Origin of the sequence: Kaistella polysaccharea, assembly GCF_020410745.1 — a bacterium.
In the GTDB taxonomy this organism is placed as follows: domain Bacteria; phylum Bacteroidota; class Bacteroidia; order Flavobacteriales; family Weeksellaceae; genus Kaistella; species Kaistella polysaccharea.
This window is the reverse complement of record NZ_CP084528.1, coordinates 2,087,202-2,105,614: the sequence shown is the minus strand read 5'-3', so window position 1 is coordinate 2,105,614 and position 18,413 is coordinate 2,087,202. Positions and strand designations below refer to the sequence as shown.

20 protein-coding genes are annotated in these 18,413 nt (G+C 36.7%); 10 read left to right on the top strand and 10 right to left on the bottom strand.

What is annotated here, in order from left to right:
* Positions 1-47: 47 nt before the first annotated feature.
* From LC814_RS09870 to LC814_RS09860, 3 genes are all read left to right on the top strand, one after another.
* Positions 48-494: a hypothetical protein gene (locus LC814_RS09870; protein ID WP_226063765.1), complete on the top strand. Its 447-nt coding sequence runs from the start codon at positions 48-50 to the stop codon at positions 492-494.
* Between the two features lie 21 nt (positions 495-515).
* Positions 516-1,508, top strand: coding sequence for an aspartate-semialdehyde dehydrogenase (locus LC814_RS09865; protein WP_226063764.1), 993 nt, complete (start codon positions 516-518; stop codon positions 1,506-1,508).
* Between the two features lie 76 nt (positions 1,509-1,584).
* Positions 1,585-2,625 (top strand): cation diffusion facilitator family transporter, encoded by a 1,041-nt coding sequence (locus tag LC814_RS09860; RefSeq protein ID WP_226063763.1) that lies wholly within the window; start codon positions 1,585-1,587, stop codon positions 2,623-2,625.
* Here LC814_RS09860 and LC814_RS09855 read toward each other — a convergent pair.
* Positions 2,576-3,013 (bottom strand): exosortase F system-associated membrane protein, encoded by a 438-nt coding sequence (locus tag LC814_RS09855; protein WP_226063762.1) that lies wholly within the window; start codon positions 3,011-3,013, stop codon positions 2,576-2,578. The genes LC814_RS09860 and LC814_RS09855 overlap by 50 nt on opposite strands.
* On the bottom strand, positions 3,000-3,542 hold the full coding sequence (gene xrtF, locus LC814_RS09850) for an exosortase family protein XrtF (protein WP_226063761.1): 543 nt from the start codon (positions 3,540-3,542) through the stop codon (positions 3,000-3,002). Before xrtF ends, LC814_RS09855 begins: the two co-directional genes overlap by 14 nt.
* A gap of 53 nt (positions 3,543-3,595) precedes the next feature.
* Here xrtF and LC814_RS09845 point away from each other — a divergent pair, with 53 nt between their 5' ends.
* The 5 genes from LC814_RS09845 to LC814_RS09825 are packed head-to-tail and all read left to right on the top strand — an operon-like array spanning position 3,596 to position 7,062.
* Positions 3,596-4,618 carry an aminoglycoside phosphotransferase family protein gene (locus tag LC814_RS09845; RefSeq protein WP_226063760.1) on the top strand — a complete coding sequence of 341 codons (1,023 nt, stop codon included), beginning with the start codon at positions 3,596-3,598 and terminating at the stop codon, positions 4,616-4,618.
* Positions 4,619-4,664: 46 nt separating this feature from the next.
* Positions 4,665-5,078: a RapZ C-terminal domain-containing protein gene (locus LC814_RS09840; protein WP_226063759.1), complete on the top strand. Its 414-nt coding sequence runs from the start codon at positions 4,665-4,667 to the stop codon at positions 5,076-5,078.
* Positions 5,075-5,788 carry a nucleotidyltransferase family protein gene (locus tag LC814_RS09835; protein WP_226063758.1) on the top strand — a complete coding sequence of 238 codons (714 nt, stop codon included), beginning with the start codon at positions 5,075-5,077 and terminating at the stop codon, positions 5,786-5,788. The genes LC814_RS09840 and LC814_RS09835 overlap by 4 nt, the downstream gene beginning before the upstream one ends.
* 3 nt (positions 5,789-5,791) lie before the next feature.
* The gene (locus LC814_RS09830) at positions 5,792-6,550 is read left to right on the top strand and encodes an LOG family protein (RefSeq protein WP_226063757.1); all 759 of its coding nucleotides are present in this window, start codon (positions 5,792-5,794) and stop codon (positions 6,548-6,550) included.
* Positions 6,551-6,591: 41 nt separating this feature from the next.
* Positions 6,592-7,062 carry a DUF6702 family protein gene (locus tag LC814_RS09825; RefSeq protein WP_226063756.1) on the top strand — a complete coding sequence of 157 codons (471 nt, stop codon included), beginning with the start codon at positions 6,592-6,594 and terminating at the stop codon, positions 7,060-7,062.
* A 66-nt stretch (positions 7,063-7,128) separates the two neighbouring features.
* Here the strand turns inward: LC814_RS09825 and LC814_RS09820 are convergent, their stop codons facing one another.
* The 7 genes from LC814_RS09820 to LC814_RS09790 form a co-directional block, all read right to left on the bottom strand.
* Positions 7,129-7,458 carry a metal-sulfur cluster assembly factor gene (locus LC814_RS09820; RefSeq protein ID WP_226063755.1) on the bottom strand — a complete coding sequence of 110 codons (330 nt, stop codon included), beginning with the start codon at positions 7,456-7,458 and terminating at the stop codon, positions 7,129-7,131.
* Positions 7,455-8,720 carry a hypothetical protein gene (locus tag LC814_RS09815; RefSeq protein ID WP_226063754.1) on the bottom strand — a complete coding sequence of 422 codons (1,266 nt, stop codon included), beginning with the start codon at positions 8,718-8,720 and terminating at the stop codon, positions 7,455-7,457. Before LC814_RS09815 ends, LC814_RS09820 begins: the two co-directional genes overlap by 4 nt.
* Positions 8,721-9,554 (bottom strand): DUF2249 domain-containing protein, encoded by an 834-nt coding sequence (locus tag LC814_RS09810; protein ID WP_226063753.1) that lies wholly within the window; start codon positions 9,552-9,554, stop codon positions 8,721-8,723.
* 84 nt (positions 9,555-9,638) lie between these two features.
* Positions 9,639-10,799, bottom strand: coding sequence for a DUF2249 domain-containing protein (locus LC814_RS09805; RefSeq protein WP_226063752.1), 1,161 nt, complete (start codon positions 10,797-10,799; stop codon positions 9,639-9,641).
* Positions 10,800-10,854: 55 nt separating this feature from the next.
* Positions 10,855-11,289, bottom strand: a complete 435-nt coding sequence (locus LC814_RS09800) for an RrF2 family transcriptional regulator (RefSeq protein ID WP_226063751.1) — start codon at positions 11,287-11,289, stop codon at positions 10,855-10,857.
* Between the two features lie 192 nt (positions 11,290-11,481).
* Entirely contained in the window at positions 11,482-12,870 is a 1,389-nt protein-coding gene (locus LC814_RS09795; RefSeq protein WP_226063750.1) for a M949_1556 family lipoprotein, read from the bottom strand.
* 30 nt (positions 12,871-12,900) lie between these two features.
* Positions 12,901-15,765: a TonB-dependent receptor gene (locus LC814_RS09790; protein WP_226063749.1), complete on the bottom strand. Its 2,865-nt coding sequence runs from the start codon at positions 15,763-15,765 to the stop codon at positions 12,901-12,903.
* Between the two features lie 202 nt (positions 15,766-15,967).
* On the opposite strand from LC814_RS09790, the gene LC814_RS09785 reads away from it, so the two are divergent.
* On the top strand, positions 15,968-17,161 hold the full coding sequence (locus LC814_RS09785) for an endonuclease/exonuclease/phosphatase family protein (RefSeq protein WP_226063748.1): 1,194 nt from the start codon (positions 15,968-15,970) through the stop codon (positions 17,159-17,161).
* A gap of 73 nt (positions 17,162-17,234) precedes the next feature.
* The gene (locus LC814_RS09780; RefSeq protein WP_226063747.1) at positions 17,235-17,651 is read left to right on the top strand and encodes a DUF6146 family protein; all 417 of its coding nucleotides are present in this window, start codon (positions 17,235-17,237) and stop codon (positions 17,649-17,651) included.
* 62 nt (positions 17,652-17,713) lie between these two features.
* Here the strand turns inward: LC814_RS09780 and LC814_RS09775 are convergent, their stop codons facing one another.
* Positions 17,714-18,310 carry a superoxide dismutase gene (locus LC814_RS09775; protein WP_226063746.1) on the bottom strand — a complete coding sequence of 199 codons (597 nt, stop codon included), beginning with the start codon at positions 18,308-18,310 and terminating at the stop codon, positions 17,714-17,716.
* Between the last annotated feature and the right edge of the window lie 103 nt (positions 18,311-18,413).

The following is an 18,413-nucleotide window of genomic DNA, read 5'->3' as shown; positions in this document are numbered from 1 at the left end:
CTAAATAGTCGGGATTTTTTTTATCTTTGCCCTTAACAAATTTAACTATGGATACATTTAAAATTATTACTGAAGCACACAAAGGATTTGCTTACCTGATTTTGCTTGCGGGCATTATTTTCATCGTTGCATTATTAGCCACCATGTTTGGTTATTCCGGGAAGATTTCTAAACTTCTCCGAAAATCAACGCTGTTTACCATGATTTTGTTTCATATTCAGCTGATCGTAGGTATTTTGATGTTGGTATTTTCCCCAGGTTTGAAAGGAGCAATGGAATCAGGAACTTTAATGAGTAACTCAGCTTCAAGATTTTCGTATGTTGAACATCCAGTTTCTATGTTAATTGGAGTAATATTAATGACGATTATTTATAAATATATGAAATCGCACGAAACTATTGCAATGAAAATTGTAATTATGGGCGTAATTGCTTTTGCCTTGTTTGCATATGCTTTCCCTTGGGCAAGAGTATTTCCTACCGTTTTCGCTTAATATTTTAAAGATAGATTATCAATGATTATTGCAGTTGTAGGTGCTACCGGCATGGTTGGGCAAATTATGTTAAAGGTCCTGGAAGAAAGAAATTTTCCGGTTACTGAATTAATTCCCGTTGCTTCCGAGAAATCGGTCGGTAAAAAAATAATTTTCAAAGGCCAGGAAATCGAAGTGGTTTCTCTGGAAAAAGCTCTGGAAAGAAAACCTCAAATTGCTATGTTTTCAGCAGGTGGTACAACTTCTTTGGAATTTGCACCAAAATTCGCTGCAATCGGAACGACCGTTATCGATAATTCTTCAACTTGGCGAATGAAGGCTGATAAGAAATTAATCGTACCGGAAATCAATGCGAATTTACTGACTGCTGAAGATAAGATCATTGCCAATCCAAACTGCTCAACGATTCAGCTGGTCATGGTCCTTCATCCTTTAAATCAAAAATATGATGTAAAGCGGGTGATCGTTTCTACCTATCAGTCTGTCACAGGAACGGGGAAAAATGCGGTCGATCAGCTAAATGCCGAAATTTCCGGCAATGCTGATGTTGCTAAAGTTTATCCGTATGATATCTTTAAAAATGCCTTGCCACAATGTGATGTTTTCGCAGAAGACGACTATACAAAAGAGGAAATTAAACTCATGACGGAACCCAAGAAAATTTTGGGCGACGATACTTTTGAAATCACAGCAACTGCCGTTCGCGTGCCAGTTCAAGGCGGCCATTCAGAAAGTGTAAATATTGAATTTAACAACGATTTTGATTTGACTGAAGTTAAAAATATCTTGTCCAAAACTCCTGGCGTAATCGTGTTGGATGATGTAAAAAACAATATTTATCCGATGCCCCTATATTCAGAAGGAAAAGATGAGGTTTTCGTTGGGCGAATCCGACGTGATTTATCGCAACCGAACACGCTAAATCTCTGGATTGTCGCAGATAATCTCCGAAAAGGTGCTGCCACAAACGCTGTTCAGATTGCGGAATATCTCTGCAAAAACAAATTAGTCTAAATTAAATGCTCACCATCAGTGAGCATTTTTAAATTATTAGCCTCATCAAACAATGATGGTGCGTTAAATAGAACATATGACAGAAATAACAAATACTCCCAATAACAACTTTACCTTTCAGCGTAATGTTGCGATTATCGGGATTGTACTTTTCCTGGGAAAACTTCTCGCTTGGCATTTCACCAATTCTGATGCGGTTTTTTCTGACGCCATGGAAAGTATCGTCAATATTATTGCTGCCTTTATGGGGTTATATTCGCTTTACCTGGCGGCAAAACCTAAAGATGATGAACATCCTTATGGGCACGGGAAAGTAGAATTTGTAACTTCAGGTGTTGAAGGAGCGTTGATTATTTTTGCGGGTATCATTATCATCGTTCAGTCCGTTGACTCGCTTTTGCATGGGAATATTCCAAAGCAGTTAGATTGGGGAATTGCTATTGTTGCAGTTACCGCAATCATTAATTATATGATGGGACATATCTCCTATAAAAAAGGAGTACGAGAAAATTCTTTGGTTTTACAAAGCTCGGGTAAACATCTGAAAAGTGATACATTCACAACTTTAGGGGTGGTTATCAGTTTGATTTTGGTTCAACTTACAAAACTGTACTGGATCGATTCAGTTGTGGCGTTTTTATTCGGGAGTTACATCATGTTTATCGGATATCAAATCATCAGAAAATCCCTCAGCGGAATAATGGATGAAGCTGATGAGGAAATGCTCAAAAATTTAGCAACATTCCTAAATGAGCGCCGAAAACCGCAATGGGTAGATCTGCACAATGTAAGAATCCAGCAACATGGGAGCGGTCTTCACATTGATGCTCATCTGACGTTACCTTGGTATTATGAATTAAGGAAAGCGCATCAGGAAATGGAAGAGATGTACAAACTTATTGGAGAAAACCACGATCGCACCATCGAGTTTAATTTCCATTTAGATGATTGTAAATCAACCAGCTGTGAAATATGCACTTTGTTCGATTGCCCTGTTCGGCAATTTGCCTTTGTGAAAAAAGTGGAATGGAATGAGAAAACGATTACTCAGGAAGGAAAACACACCATTAAAGATTTGCCTTTGTCAAATGCTGACGGTAATAAAATAGAGGAATAATCAGGAGTAAAATAAGAGGTTGAATTACAAACCTTCTCATATAAAAAGAGAAAAGATAACCAACTTCAAATTCCGTATAAATACAGTAAAGGTAAATAGGGAAAGTTATTAAAAATACAAGTACAATGAGTACTGCTGCCTGCAAGGTCCATCTCTTATTATTAAAAATAAAATGAATGATTGCCGTTGAAAACATTAAATTTAATAAAAACCGGAAGATATAATTACCAACCAGCGGCGACCAATTAAAATCGGGAAAAGGTGCATGCTTATTCGCTAAATGAAAAAATTCCTGAAAAGGATCGTAAAATAATTGCGCTTCTACAATGCGAACACCAATGAGCCCAAAGACACACGTCGCAACCAGAAACCATTTAAACAATTTCATCTGGAACGTCTTTTATAGCGAAAAATTTAATCCAGATAAGCCAAAGAACAACCACACTTCCGTAGATAATCGCGGGAAATAAATAGTCATGTCCGATTTTCGAATACTGCGGAAATTCAACGAGTAAAACATTTAAACCTGCAATACGCAAAACATTCATTACATGAAGTGCAACCAAGGAAACCGCAACAAAAACAAATGTTTTGAAACCTTTGTAAAAAGCAAAAATAAAGGAAACAAATAAAATCATAACGGAAATAGCGTTGCAACCTTCCACCATTCGGGAAACATATTGGCCGCTTACAAAAAACCAGGTGGTTTCGTCCTGCGGTTTACCTTCCACCATTTCAGATGGATATCCAATTAAATTTTGAAAAAAGTCGGTTTGTTTCATGACCCACGTCGAAAACGGATCAAGGCCAGTATTCTGATAGTGATTCAAGTAAAATTGATAGGCCAAAACCATCACCACATAAAAAATGATGAACCGCAGGAGAACTTTCAGAACGGGTTTAAAATCACTGAACATTGCTGCAAATATACTGCTTTCTAAAATAGGAATTTCCCTATATTTGTAAAAGTATGACGACCAAAGAAGCTCAGTTTTTTCTCGAAGACTTTATCGGCTCCACTTCCCAGGAATTTTGCATTTTAGAACAAAGTGGTTCATCCAGACGCAATTACGTTGGGCAAATTGAAAACCAAAAATACATTGTCACCTACAATGAAAATCTTTCCGAAAACGAAAGTTTCTTTTACTTTTCAACGGTCTTCGCAAACCTTGAACTTCAAACTCCGAAAATTTTAAAAATTTCTGAAGACCGTAAATTATATATTCAGGAATTTGTTGGGCAAAATACATTATCGGAAATTATTGCCAACGAAGGACAAACTGATCGCGTTGAAAAATTGGTTAAAAAGGCACTGCGACAACTGGCTGAATTGCAAAAAAAAACCGAAAACCTCATCGATTACTCGAAAACTTTTGAATATACCGAATATGATGAATTGGCCATCACCAATGATTTATTTTATTTCAAAAGTTTTATCGCCGATGTTTTGGAAATCCCATATCATAAATCAACATTATTAAACGAATTTAAAAATCTTACAGATAAGATCGAAAATTTAGGCCCGCACGGAATTATGATTCGCGATTTTCAGTCCCGCAATATTATGGTCAATGAGAAAAACGAAGTATTTTTTATCGACTATCAATCAGCGATGAAGGGACCTTTGATGTATGATGTAATCTCATTTCTCTTTCAAGCAAAAGCAGATTTCTCTTCTGATTTCAAAAATAAAATGTTAGAATATTATTATTCTCTGTGGGAAGATATAGATAAATCAGTTCAACTAAAGGAATCGGTACCCTTAATTCAAATAATCCGCTTTATGCAGGTTTTAGGTGCTTACGGTTTTCGCGGGCTGATTCAGAGAAAAGAACATTTTTTAAAAAGTTTAGAGCAAGGCATTTTAAATCTTCAAAATTTCTGCAACTCTTGGGAAGAAATTCAACAATACCCGGAACTTCATCAGTTGATTCAAAACTTAAGTTCCCTGGAAACAAAACGTAAAATAGATGCAATACTTTCAAAATCTTAAATATGCTCTCTAAATTTTAGAATTGAGCATTTCAAAAATATTTAAAATGAGTTTAAAAATAGAAATACACAGTTTTTCCTATAAAAAAGGTGGAATACCAAAAGATCATTCCGGAAATGGAGGCGGATTTGCCTTTGATTGCCGTGGCATTTTAAATCCTGGTCGTATCGAAGAATATAAAGTCCAAACGGGGTGCGACATTGGTGTACAAGAATTTTTAGAAACTAAAACGGACATGCCAAATTTTCTAGAATCTGTAAAAAGTATTATCTCCATTACTATTGAAAATTATCTCTCCCGAGGTTTTGAAAATTTACAAATTAACTTTGGGTGTACCGGTGGACAACACCGCTCGGTGTACGCTGCAGAAAAAACCGCAGCATTTATTCGGGAAAAATACCCGCAGGCAACCGTTTTTCTAAATCATGATGAGCAACCACAATTGAATTCTCCTTCATGAAAGCACTTATTTTTGCTGCAGGCAAAGGGACTCGCTTGAAACCTTTTACCGATCATCATCCGAAAGCGTTGGCGCTTGTAAACGGAATTCCTTTAATGGAAAGGAATATCAGATATTTGCAGAGTTATGGGATTACTGATTTTGTGATCAACATTCACCATTTTGGAGATCAAATTAGGGATTTCTTACGCAAGAATAATAATTTCAATGCTACCATAAAACTTTCAGATGAAAAAGATCAATTGCTGGAAACCGGCGGCGGTTTGCTTTTTGCACAACGCTTTCTGGAACAAGGCGACGATTTCCTCATCATGAATGCAGATATTTTAACAGATTTAGACTTGAATTTATTTATAAAATACCATCAGGAAAAAAAAGATTTCGCTACTTTAGCAGTATCAGATCGGAAAAGCTCGAGGAAACTCCTCTTCAATTCTGATATGATCTTGAAAGGTTGGCTTAACGTAGAAAGCGGTGAGCAGCGCCTGGCAGAATTTAACAAAGGTTTCAAACCCTTGGCTTTTAGCGGTATACACTGTATTAATCCTCAGATTTTCAGCAAAATAAAACGACGCGGAAAATTTTCTATTATGGAGGAATATCTGGATTTAATGATGACGGAATCTATTTTCGGTTATGAGCATTCTGCCCATATCGTTGATGTCGGGAAACCAGAATCGATCGCGGCAGCAGAAAAAATATTTAAGTAAAAAATGAGCAAAATAAAACGAGGCAAGGGAACTACAAAGTTAGCGAGTGGTGATCTCCTGGAAATCGATCAGAAAATACAGAATTCATTTAAAGAAAAAACCTGGGATGAAAAGGTAACGAAAGACAGCTGGATGATTTTTAAAGTCATGTCGGAATTTGTTGATGGTTACGAAAAGATGGCCAAAATAGGACCTTGCGTTTCTATTTTCGGATCGGCACGCCTTCAACCTGGCGATCATTATTATGAACTCGCTACAGAAATTGCGGAAAAAATAACAGACATCGGTTTTGGAATTATCACAGGTGGAGGTCCGGGAATCATGGAAGCTGGAAATCGTGGCGCTAGAAACGGTGGCGGAAAATCAATTGGCCTTAATATCGATTTGCCCTTTGAACAGCATTTTAATCCTTACATTGACAAAGGTTTGAGCATCGATTTCGATTATTTCTTTGTGAGAAAAGTAATGTTTGTAAAATATTCTCAAGGTTTTATCGTGATGCCAGGAGGTTTTGGAACGTTAGATGAATTGATGGAAGCTATCACCTTAATTCAAACCAATAAAATTGGACGCTTTCCCATCGTTTTGGTGGGAACTAAATTTTGGGCGGGATTGCTCAGCTGGTTCAAAGAAACTTTATTAGAAAACGGCATGATTTCGGAAGAGAATTTAAACCTCTACCGTGTGGTAGATACGGCTGACGAAGCGGTAAGCCATATTAAAGCTTTCTACGATAAATACTCGGTCAACGTTAATTTTTAGTTGGCACCATATTTGAGAATATCTTGTAACAATTTAAGGAGATGAAAAAATTTTTATTCAGTATATTAATTTTTGCATCGATGCTGATGATGAGTTTTGCGATGGCAGAATTTTACTCCTCGATGACAAAAGTAGATTATGTAGAAGGAAGCAAGACACTGAAGTTTACAACTAAAATGAATACTGCACATATATCAGACGCTATTAAAATCAATCCAAATACGGCAGGTTTCGAAGCAGAAGTGAAGAAATACGTAAACAATAATTTCGATTTATATGTTAATGGAGGTGCTAGAACACTCACTTTTACAGGCAGCCAGGTTAATGGCGAATCAGTTTGGGTATATTTTGAAGCAAACGGCGTTGCAGATATCAGTACGATAAGAATTAAAAATACAATCTTACTCGGCACTTTCCCAAAACAGTTTAATCTTGTAAATATCGCTTATAAAGGCAGTCAGAAAACAATGAATTTCCAAAGGGGAAAAGAAGTTAATGAGGTCAGCTTTTAAGTAAAATATTATAAATATTACATTCCGTTTCTGAAAAGAGACGGTTTTTTGATGAATATTCCAGACTTATCTATTTTGAAGCTGCTGCATTCCTTCGGAGGAAACCATATCATAATTCCAGGCAGGTTCGAAAGTAAGATCAATTTCTACTTCGTAATCCGGAAATTCTTTTTCCAAAGCATTCGTGACTCCCATTTGTATTGCTTCACCCATCGGGCAATGAGGCGTTGTAAGGGTCATCGTAACCAAAATCTTATTTCCGTCTTTAAAATCGATATCGTATACCAATCCTAAATCCATGATATTTACCATGAGTTCGGGATCTATGACTTCGTACAGCGCAAATTCGGCTTGGCTGATTTTCTGGTAATTTTCGTCGGTCGGATCTAGTATCATGATATTTTCTTTTGTTTGTGAAAAATTAATTTAAAGACATTCACATTATAAATTATTGCAACTACGCACCATAAAGCTGCTCCAAACCTAATAACCATTACATTCTGTAAAACAAGTCCCAAGGCAAAGACCAGAAATGCAGAGATAAAAATCCGGAATTGCCAAATTGTTAATTTCTCACTGTATAAATCTTTGGGTAGCGGAACTTTTACCTTTCCCGAAAGATTTTTATAGTGGTCATTCCAAATAATAAAAGGCAAGGTTTTAAAGGTTTTTCCTAAAATAATACTCGTTATCCATCCCATAAAAATTAATGTTCCGTAAAGCATTGTCCATCGGTAACCATTAGAAAAATAAACGGCCGGAATCAAAATTATTGAAATGAGTAATGCCAAAAAAGACAGAAAAGAGTGTTTCATGAGCAGCTCTACTCTTTTGCGGAGACGGTTCTTATAATTATCAAATAAATAAAGCAACCAAAATAGGACACCAGCTAAAACGATGACCCCATAAATTAAAACACGAGGTGTTACGCCCAGGAAATATCCGTCTGCCAGGAATAGAATTAGACCTGCATTTTGACAAATAAAAGCCCATTTCAGCAAATAATCTTTTTTTGATTTTCCTAATAAAAACATGGGAACCAGTTTTGAACTGACACCAGTTATTAATTGTAAAAACCACCCTGCAAAACCCACATGCGCATGAAGTTTTAAAATTTCTAAATGGCTGACTTTAAAAAACGGAAATTTCAAATTGATCGCCAATAATAATCCCATCACTACAGTGAACAGCAGCCAAATGGCAGAACTTATTACAAATAATTTCTGAATGCTGTATTTTTTACATATTCTACTGGTTTTCAAAACATTAAAAAGATATAAAATAACTGATAACACAATAAGTGAACCTCCAGAAATCATCAACCAACCCACCGTTAACTTCCAAAAATTTACAGTCAGCAGAATCATTCCTATCGTTAATGTGTACCAGACGAAACCTGCCATTTTCTCACTGTACAAATCCTGTTCGCAAATAACGGGCAAGAGTTGGTGAGCCGCTCCAAAAATAATCATGGTTCCCCACCCAAGCGCAGCGATATGAACCATTGTTAAAAGATGAGGTGTGAAATAGTGTTTTGTAAAAGTTTCTGGGCTGAAAAGCATTAGAAAGCACAACACCAAAAACATGACGGCTCCTGTGGCATAAAAGGGCAATACTGCTCCGTTTCCGGGTGCTTTTCCTATATTAATGTGAGCCATTTATTTTTTGAATATGAGCATTTTAACATCACCTTCCTGAATGTTTCGTATATGAACTTCATAATTCTTATCCGCCAGTTCTTCCAGCAGATAAACCGGAATTCTTTTATGGTTAATGAATAGTGCATTTCCCGCTGGCAATTCTTCAAGTTCTGTGAGAATAAGCTGCATCGGTCCAGGCATTTCCAGTTCGCGTACATCAATTGTTTTTGTATTTTCAGGCGGAAAGCGTTTGCATGTCGCCGTAAAACTTTCCTCATTATCCATGAGCAATTTCTCTTCTGCTGTTACTGCAGAATGAGAATACTCTTTTTCTTTTTTAAGAAAATAGGTTCGAAATTCTTTCTCGCTGACGGTTTCAACAAAAGTAGCTTCCGCTTTTTCCTGTTTAAGAAGATGAATTAAAGGTGTTGGAACAAAATTATTAATAATACAGAGAATTTTTCCTGGTTCTACCTCTTTAAAACGATGGAGAATTTCCTTCAAGGGATCGGCGCCGTTATCGATAATGGGACGTACATCATATTGATCAATTCTACTGGGATCGGCATTCAACAACCAATCTGGTTTCGTTTCAACTACAGATTCTGCTGTATTTGAAGTTTCATTTTCAAAAGTAAATCCAAGCGGACTTAAAACCCGTTTGAATTCCTCTACTGTTGTGCCACCCATTTTTGCAGCTTCTGCAATAGTGACTCGAGAAGCCATTATTTTTCTTAAAATGGGGTTTTTAAGTTTCTCCAAGGGTTTTGCCAAAGAAGCAATAGCATCTACGCTTTTCGAATTAAATTTAATCAATTCTGAAATTTTCGTTTTGGCCGTTATCATTTCCATAATCATCAATATTTTAAAGAGAAAAACTGCAGACTTTCCTCAATTTTTCAAATTTAAACACTTATTAGTCTGCAATTATTTCTTTTAATTCAATTTTGCCAATTCTGCATCCAAAAGAATTGCTTTCGGAAAGAGAATATTATTTTCTAACTGTACGTGCGTTTGCAAATCGGTTTCAAATTCTCTAATCTTCTGGAAAAGATATTGATAAGAACTGCACGCGTCTGCCGGGAGCGTATAATTATTGGTTAATGTTCTGAAGAATGACAAATCTGCCGCGGCAATCTCGTGGTCTTTTTTGAGCAGATTAATCGGTTCTTCCAAGGAGCCTATTTTATAAGTGATTTCTGTTTCAGCATTTCTTTTCTTCGCTATAATCTGTTTAATAACGGGAAATAGTACTTCTTCTTCTCTTGCGGTATTATCTACCAAATCTTGTAAAAAATGATACATTAAAGTCGAAAGCCTATTCAATTCTGGATGACTGTCCCCGTGATGTTCGGCTACTTTTATGGCCAAGTCATTCAAATTCTCTGCGTGATCTTTAATATATTGGTGATGCGTATTTACAATATAATCAATCAGAAAATCAAGTTCCCATTTATCAGCATCATAAGTCGTCTTTTTTGTGACTTTACCCGCATTTGGATCGTCTGCTAAATTGTACTTTTCGATGTTGCAATTAAATTGAACACCTTTTTCTTTCAACATTTCTGCTTTCTTAATATCTTTATTAGAGATCCTACCTACAACTGCTTCACCAGTTTCATTAGTTGGTTTTTTAGCGATTTGTACTTCAAATACTTCCGGACCTTTTGTGAGATATTCCCACGTGAAAATATCCCCTCTTTCGGCAATCAGTTCGTAGTATAATGGTTTTGGATCGTGGTCATTTTCGATAATAAAACTTTCACCCGGTTGTAAAGCATCAAAATATTTAAAAATTGTTGGATGTTTAAACTTCGGCTCAATGGCAGTTACATTTAATCGTTCCACTTCTCTTTGCTCCTCTATAGGATTTTTACTGATTTTTACAATAAACCATTCCGGTCCTTTTTGAAGGTATTCCCATGTAAAAATATCGCCTCTTTCTCCTATTAATTCATAGTATAAAGGTTTTGGATCGTGATCATTTTCGATAACGAATTCTTCGCCGGGCTGAAGCGCATCAAAATATTTAAATATAGTTGGATGTTTCAGTTTTGGTTCGATCTGGGTGACATCCAAAGTTTCTAGTGTTGCCATTTTATTGAAATTTGTAAATTATTAATGTTTGTTTTTAATTGAAATTTTTAGCTATTTAACCGCGTCTGAGCTGAAGTTTTTCAGTGTTATGCTGGTTTCGAAATTGGCTTAAAGTGGTCTTGCTGTAAATATCATAAAGTTGATCTCTGGCTTCTTTATAAGTGTTGTGAATGGGACACGGATTGGTTTCTGAGCAAAAAGCCAGACCAAGTCCGCAGCCGTGAAATATTTTATCGCCATCAATCGCGGTAATTATATCAGCGAGAGATATGCTTGCATGTTCCTGAGAAATAAAAAAACCGCCGTATCTCCCTTTCGCTGATTGCAAAAATCCCTGTCTGCTCAAATTCTGGAGAATTTTACCAATAAAAATTTCTGGTGAGTTAATCTTCTCCGAAACTTCTTTGATATTAACCGTCGTACCATCCCAAGACTGCTGCGCGATATAAATCATCGCTCTTAAGGCATATTCGCAGGTTTTTGACAACATAATTCAGACGTTTCGTTTTACAAAGATAAAAAAAGTTTATCAATTCGGACTTATTTGTCTTAATTAAAATTAGAAATGTAAGATCGGGTATAATAAAATTATTTGGTAGGTAAATACAGGTAAACTTTAATAATATAAAACAAAAAAATCCGCCTCTAATGAGACGGATTTCAGAATGAAAGCAGTTTTTATTTACTTCATTTCAATATTATCTAACTGAATCGTAGTTGTTACTCCAGATCCGTTTCCAACATATTTAAACATTATGTATCCTTTTCCAGATAACGTAGAAGGAACTGTATAATCACCAGCATTTACAAATGTTCCGTAACCTGACGTAGGTGTTTTAGGAATCGTAAAGGCGGAAGTTATGTCGGTTAAAGTTGCTGCTGTAATATCGCCTTTCGGCACATAATCCGTTGAAGTATATACTTTCAGCGCATCTCCAGTATAAAAACCAATATTCACATCGAAAGTAATTTTTTGTCCTGGCGTAAAGGTTACTGGGACGATGAAGAAGGTTTCGAAGGCTCCGCGTCCGGCATTTGCACTCAACTGGATATAGTTGTTATTACTGAAGCTTCTTAGCTGCCAATATCTGTTTCCTAAAACCGGATCATTAATATAAGGAGCGAAATCTTCTAAGAGATTACCAGAGAAGCTATCAAAAGTTTCAGCCAATGTAGTTGGGTACGAAATTGCCGATCCACCTTTCGCTGGAGTTGGATCAAATCTAGTTCCTGTCGTAATATTCACATCGTTTAAACCACGAATCAACATCTGATAGTTTTGGTTGTATCTGCTCACTACGAATGTTAAACTTCCACTTCCTTTTGGTAAAAGAGTTGAACCGAAAGATGCGAAACCAGAATTTCTGAGAACTGCAGTTCCACCAACGTTATCTTCAATCGTACGGTCGGTATCTACACCTGCACCTGCAACATAGTCTATATATGCCTTGTTCACGGGATAAAGATCTGCAATACCAAATTGTACGTTCGGAACCTTCACCAAAGTATTGATATATTTTTCTTGCATTGCTGTAGAAAGATTCGGTAATTCTGTAGGTTTAATGGTTGCAATATCGATTTGATTACCATTACAAACCGCAGAGATATATCTGGAGAACAAAGTTCCCGGAATTCTACCGATTGCAAAAGTGGGATCTACAGAACCAATTTTCACAGTACCACGATCTAACCCTAATCTTAATCCTTTCGCATTAATTCTAACATGCGTTCCCACGGGAAAATCAGCGTAGTTGCTTGCTCTGTCTACTTCCATTTGAAGTCCCGCAGTTGGATTCTCCGGTTTATCCTGGAAGGAGATGGATTTATAGAAGTTTCCATTTTCATCAGAAGAAATAATGTAACCATCGAAAATCATGTCTTTTTCAATCAGGATAAAACCTGTTGCAGGAGCCATGGCTTTGAAAGCGGCAAGCGAAATAGTTGGCGCATCAAACTTATTAGTACAGTTAATCGGCGGCGTATCCCATTCATCCTTATTTACACAAGAGCTTACTGTAAATGCAGATAAAGCAATTACAAAAGCGGTTTTAAAATATCTTTTAATATTCATTTTATTGTTTTTTAAAATTCTGAGTTATGATTAAAATCTAAATTGAAGGTTAATGAAATAAGATCTTCCTTGGGTGTACCAGTATTTTGGACCGAACAGCGGGAATTCTCTGTTATTTTCCTCAACATATCCTGGGAAAGTAACTCTTCTTGTTTGTTCGAATCCTCCGGTAATATATCGTGTATTATCAAAGATATTATTTACAGAAGCGGTGAGTAACACATAGTAACTTCCAAACCTCCAGGATTTCCCGGCATTGGCATTAAAGAAAAATGCGGACGGAAGTTTTGTTGGTTGAAGAACTCTTCTTAAATCCGCTTCAGTTAAACCTGCATAAGGGGTTCCTGTAACTGGGTTTTGTACAAATCTTTCTGTTCTTAAAAGTGCAGAAGGATCCAGGAAATTATCATCCAGATAATTCCAGTTTGCACCTAACCACCAGTATTTTGGTGAATTATATCTTAATCCTAGAGAATACCCTTGCTGTGGAGTTCCACCTTGTCTGTAATTTTTAAGATAAGCTTTTCCTAAATCCAGATAAGAGTTTCCATTTTCGAAAGTTCCCGCGGCATCTGACGCAAAGTAAACATTCGGATCATTTCTGTAGGTATACTGACCGTAACTGGCTAAACCCTGTGCAGATAAAGTAGGCGTTATTTTAACATCAATTCCTAATTCACCGCCCATATTTCTTTTTGAAACATTAGACATAACCTGAGTAACGAAGGCACTTTGTACATTCCCAATGGTTCCATCTGCACCCGTCGTTTGAAATTGAATACCATCAGCAAAAAATCGTTGAACATTGGTATCATTATCAGTATCCACTAAAAATCCTGTAAGTCTCATTTTAAAGAACGGGCTGTTCACTACATAACTTAAATCATTCGCATTAACAACCGCGTTACGAATATTGGGTGCGACAGAACTGTTAACCCTTGGGTTAATGAATAAATCCTCTAAGAAAGGAGCTTGTGAAAAATATGCGCCGTTATAAACGAGAAAGTTTCTACCGTTTACTTTATAAACGATTTGACCTTTCAGACCAAAATTCCAAAAATCATAATCTGCACTTTTACCGAAAGAATCCTCATATAAATAATGTTTAAATAATCCCTCTCTGGAAGAAGTGGAATAACCAGCTAATCCGGAAACAAAAACGTCGAACGCGCCAGTCTGAAATTTAAATCCAGGATTTACTTTTACTTCCTGTCTTCGGAAGGTGTAATCATAGTTTATTTTATCGCCTTCTCTCTTCACCACATCAGCTTCACCTTCGTTGTATTGACCGCTTTTCCCCGGTTGATTGGTGGCAGCAAAAGGATCTCTGTTTAAGGCAAAATCAGCACCCAGAAGATCTTTTACTTCCCGGTATAATTCTGATTTATAATTCTGATAAGAAATATTCAAAAGCAAACGTGACGTATCGGTGAAATTATAGGTATAATGAGTTCCAGCATTGAAAATTTTGTCATCGCTCACATCATTCACCTGGAAATAAAGAGCACGTTTTCCTGTAGCTCCAAAATATTCGCCAGCTGCCTGACTCGTATTTCTTCTGTACAAAGCATCCCAGTTTATTTGAGTATACATCGGATCACCACTTTGCCATCCAATCAAAGCATCAGCGTAAGCCTGCTGCGCTGTAGTTCCCGTTTGGCCGCCCGTAACTGGAACAGAAGCATTTGGATCTAATGAGTCGTAGTAGCTTGGTAAGTATCGGTAATATTGTGGTGACGGATTTGGCACATTTTGCCAATCTAAACGGGCACTTTTATCTGTTCCAAATTGATAAGAAATTGCTGTGCGCAAGCTTGATTTGCTGTTGATCTTCCAGAAATCCTGAAGCTGGAAAATAGGTTGGAAACCTGCTTTCACCCGTTCACTTCGTTTTTTGCCATCTTGCCATCCCCAATATGAATTATAATGCACACCGCGATAATCGTATACTTCCTGCGTACTTGGGCTGGCAGTAGACCGTCTGTATGGTGCAGCAAAAGCACTTAAACTGATTGAATGAGAATCACTGAATTTTTTCTCTACTCCTAAGAATGCACCATAAGCATCATAAAAAGTTCCTTCCTGAATACCTTCCTGTGCCCATCTTCTAGCTCCCATTGCAGTGAATGCCCAACCGTTTTTATTCATTCCAGATGTATATCGGAGGGAAGCTCTATTTCGGTAGTTTCTATTGGTTATTGAATAGGTTGCCTGAAAACCTTTTCGGTATTCGCTGGCATTTGTATTTTTATAAATTACGGAACTTGCACCGCCGAAAGCATATTCAGATGGCGCATGATTAGCTGCGATTTCGGGATAACGTGTTATCTCATTAAGACCGCCCCAATTGCTAAAGTCTACATTCCCATTGTCGGCTTTCACCATAGAAACACCATTCATCATGGTTTCACCGGATCTGCCATCAATTCCCCGCGGACGGAACCAGTAGGCTCCTAAATCATAAGCGGCGATTCTGCTGAAAACATCCTGAGAAGATTGCAGTAATCCCACGGTAGTGCCCTGACTTGCGTTTTCTTCGTCACCACTACTTTCAATAATGGCGAGACCTTGATCGGCACCTGTTAAGCTGGAGTATAATGTCACAACGCCCAAATCCTTTCTTTTCTCTTCACTAATATCGAACTCCATTACTTTGGTCTCGAAATTAGGTTTGGTGATAACGATTTGGTAATGTCCTGATTTGAGGTCGACAAACTGGAAGTATCCAATTTTATCAGCTTTCACATCATTACCCGAACCTTGCAGGTCAATCTCCGCACTTTCCACAGGACTTCCGTTTGCATCTTTTACATAAGCGAAAACCGTAGTTTGGGCAAAGTAAAAAGAAGCTGGCAGTAAGGTAAATAAGGAGATTAAAGATAATTTTTTAATCATGTTGATAATTTATTTTTTCCTTTTGAAACTAAAAATCAATTCAGTAAATTAATAAACACAAATTTAGGAATAATTATAATACTTTAATTATTTTTAACATTCGATGTCCCATAAACATGATAAGAATTGGCAGTTCACAAAATTGAGTATAATAAAAAATATTTTATTACTACCTTCGCACTATATAAATATTTGAAATAAAATGAAAAAAATTACCGGTTTTTTATTCCTAATGATTGTATGCTTTTCCTTTGCCCAACAAAAAGGTCAACTGAGAAAAGTGGCGACTATTGGGTTTTTGAATGTAGAAAATCTTTTTGATACGATAGCCTCCGCAGATTATATTGACGGAACTAAAGAAGTAAGCAATCCGGCGTTTCACAGAAGTGTTCCCTTGGACTCCTTGAAACTTCTGGACACCACGGAAGTTTACCGTGGCGAATGGCGAAACGAACTTTTGAAAGGTAAAAAAGTAATACGTCACCAGATTTTAGCAGATGAATTCACTTACAACAGTGCTAAAAACTGGAATACTAAAAATTACAATCAGAAAATTGCCAATGAAGCACGCGTGATTTCAGAAATGGGCGCTCAATACACCAAAACCGCTCCCGTAATTGTAGGATTAATTGAAGTTGAAAACCGTCAGGTTATAGAAGATCTTATTAAACATCCACTTTTAGCCAAATATGATTACGGAATCATTCACTATAATTCTTACGATGCGAGAGGGATTGATGTAGCGTTAATTTATCAGAAAAGAAGATTCACACCAACCAATTCTCTAAAAAAGGAAATAAAAATTTTCAATGATGGTAAAAGATCCTACACGCGTAACATATTAGTAGCTACGGGGTTTTTAGATAACGAAAAAATAGCAGTTTTCATGAATCACTGGCCGTCACGAAGTGGTGGCGAAGCGCGCTCTTTACCAAAAAGAAATGCAGCGGCAGTTGTCTTGAAACAGCAAATGGATAGCATCCGCTTAAAGGACCCAAGCACAAAATTGTTTGCGATGGGTGATTTCAACGATGATCCTGTAAGTTCAAGTTTAAAAAATTACTTAAAAGCAGTTCTTAGTCCAAAAGATTTAAGTCCAGAAACGCCTTATTTAAATCTAATGTATCCTCTATATAAAAAGGGAGTTGCTTCCTTGGCATATCAGGATGCACCAAACTTATTTGACCAAATCATCGTGACCGGAAATGTAATTTCTGATCAAGTTGGGAAGGAGTATTCTGTTTATAAAACCGAAATATTTGCGCCTTCCTATCTCATTAATAAAGAAGGAAATTGGAAAGGTTATCCTTTCCGCTCGTGGAATGGAGATTCTTTTACTGGCGGATACAGTGACCACTTTCCAGCATTTGTGGTCCTTCAACGCGAAGTTCAATAATCCTAAAAATAAAAGCCGTTTTTCGAAACGGTTTTTTTTGGCTGTAAATTTGCTCATATTAGAAAAAGTTGTCATGAAAAAAATTACTCTTTTGATCAGCATTTTACTTTTTGCGGTAAGCTGTGCCCCACAGTCAAAAACTGCTGACACTACTGAAAAGCCCGTAATACAGGCACAACAAAATGAAGAGGGCGAATATGAACTTGATGTTATTGACAGTCAGTTCACTTATTTTCTCAACGCTATTGCGCGACCGATGAGCATGTATTCTGAATCGTATTTGAAAAGTAAAAATACATTTTTAGCCAGCGAATGGAATTCTTATTATTTCTCTGGCCGATACCCAAACATTATTGAATCTTCTATTGATTATGATCCGAACATCAAATATGGATTTAAATATGAGTACAAGCTTTATCAAGTATTCGCATTTGTACGTTGGAAATATGGCTTAAAGCTCAACGGTCTCAGTCAGCTGGATATGCGCTAACAAACTAAAACAAAAAAAAGTTCAGAAATTTCTGAACTTTTTTTGTTTTTAAAGTAAAACGACTATTTATTAAATCTTTCTTCAACTTTATCCCAGTTGATCACATCAAAAAAAGAAGTTACATAATCAGGTCTTCTGTTTTGATAATGCAGATAATATGCATGTTCCCAAACATCTAATCCTAACACTGGAGTTCCCTGGCAATCTGCAACAGGCATCAGTGGATTATCTTGATTTGGTGAAGAACAAACAGCCAGTGAGCCATCGTCTTTTTTGCAAAGCCAAGCCCAACCAGAACCAAATCTTGTTTTCGCAGCTTCGGTAAAATCTGTTTTAAATTTATCAAATCCACCATAAGTTTCTAGGGCAGCTTTTACATTCCCAACAGGTTCTTTGCTTCCGCCTGGTGTAAGAATTTCCCAGAAAAGGGAGTGGTTAAAATGTCCACCACCATTATTTCTAACTGCAGCTTTATCAGTGCCTGTTTTACAAACTTCTTCAATCGATTTGTTTTCCAAGTCTGTGCCCGCAACTGCTTTATTTAAATTATCTACGTAACCTTGATGGTGTTTTGTATAATGAATCTCCATTGTTTTCGCATCAATGGTTGGTTCTAATGCGTCGTACGCAAATCCTAATTTCGGTAATTCGAATGCCATAATATTTTGATTTAAATGTTATATCCAAATTTAATGATTATTTAGACCAATTACAAAAAAGCAACATCCTTTAATAAATCTTTAACATTGCTAAAAATAAAAA

Bases quoted from the DNA above. Each gene is read 5' to 3' on its own strand.
- LC814_RS09870 (WP_226063765.1), top strand. From the start codon at position 48: ATGGATACATTTAAAATTATTACTGAAGCACACAAAGGATTTGCTTAC.
- LC814_RS09865 (WP_226063764.1), top strand. From the start codon at position 516: ATGATTATTGCAGTTGTAGGTGCTACCGGCATGGTTGGGCAAATTATG.
- LC814_RS09860 (WP_226063763.1), top strand. From the start codon at position 1,585: ATGACAGAAATAACAAATACTCCCAATAACAACTTTACCTTTCAGCGT.
- LC814_RS09855 (WP_226063762.1), bottom strand. From the start codon at position 3,013: ATGAAATTGTTTAAATGGTTTCTGGTTGCGACGTGTGTCTTTGGGCTC.
- xrtF (WP_226063761.1), bottom strand. From the start codon at position 3,542: ATGTTCAGTGATTTTAAACCCGTTCTGAAAGTTCTCCTGCGGTTCATC.
- LC814_RS09845 (WP_226063760.1), top strand. From the start codon at position 3,596: ATGACGACCAAAGAAGCTCAGTTTTTTCTCGAAGACTTTATCGGCTCC.
- LC814_RS09840 (WP_226063759.1), top strand. From the start codon at position 4,665: ATGAGTTTAAAAATAGAAATACACAGTTTTTCCTATAAAAAAGGTGGA.
- LC814_RS09835 (WP_226063758.1), top strand. From the start codon at position 5,075: ATGAAAGCACTTATTTTTGCTGCAGGCAAAGGGACTCGCTTGAAACCT.
- LC814_RS09830 (WP_226063757.1), top strand. From the start codon at position 5,792: ATGAGCAAAATAAAACGAGGCAAGGGAACTACAAAGTTAGCGAGTGGT.
- LC814_RS09825 (WP_226063756.1), top strand. From the start codon at position 6,592: ATGAAAAAATTTTTATTCAGTATATTAATTTTTGCATCGATGCTGATG.
- LC814_RS09820 (WP_226063755.1), bottom strand. From the start codon at position 7,458: ATGATACTAGATCCGACCGACGAAAATTACCAGAAAATCAGCCAAGCC.
- LC814_RS09815 (WP_226063754.1), bottom strand. From the start codon at position 8,720: ATGGCTCACATTAATATAGGAAAAGCACCCGGAAACGGAGCAGTATTG.
- LC814_RS09810 (WP_226063753.1), bottom strand. From the start codon at position 9,554: ATGGAAATGATAACGGCCAAAACGAAAATTTCAGAATTGATTAAATTT.
- LC814_RS09805 (WP_226063752.1), bottom strand. From the start codon at position 10,799: ATGGCAACACTAGAAACTTTGGATGTCACCCAGATCGAACCAAAACTG.
- LC814_RS09800 (WP_226063751.1), bottom strand. From the start codon at position 11,289: ATGTTGTCAAAAACCTGCGAATATGCCTTAAGAGCGATGATTTATATC.
- LC814_RS09795 (WP_226063750.1), bottom strand. From the start codon at position 12,870: ATGAATATTAAAAGATATTTTAAAACCGCTTTTGTAATTGCTTTATCT.
- LC814_RS09790 (WP_226063749.1), bottom strand. From the start codon at position 15,765: ATGATTAAAAAATTATCTTTAATCTCCTTATTTACCTTACTGCCAGCT.
- LC814_RS09785 (WP_226063748.1), top strand. From the start codon at position 15,968: ATGAAAAAAATTACCGGTTTTTTATTCCTAATGATTGTATGCTTTTCC.
- LC814_RS09780 (WP_226063747.1), top strand. From the start codon at position 17,235: ATGAAAAAAATTACTCTTTTGATCAGCATTTTACTTTTTGCGGTAAGC.
- LC814_RS09775 (WP_226063746.1), bottom strand. From the start codon at position 18,310: ATGGCATTCGAATTACCGAAATTAGGATTTGCGTACGACGCATTAGAA.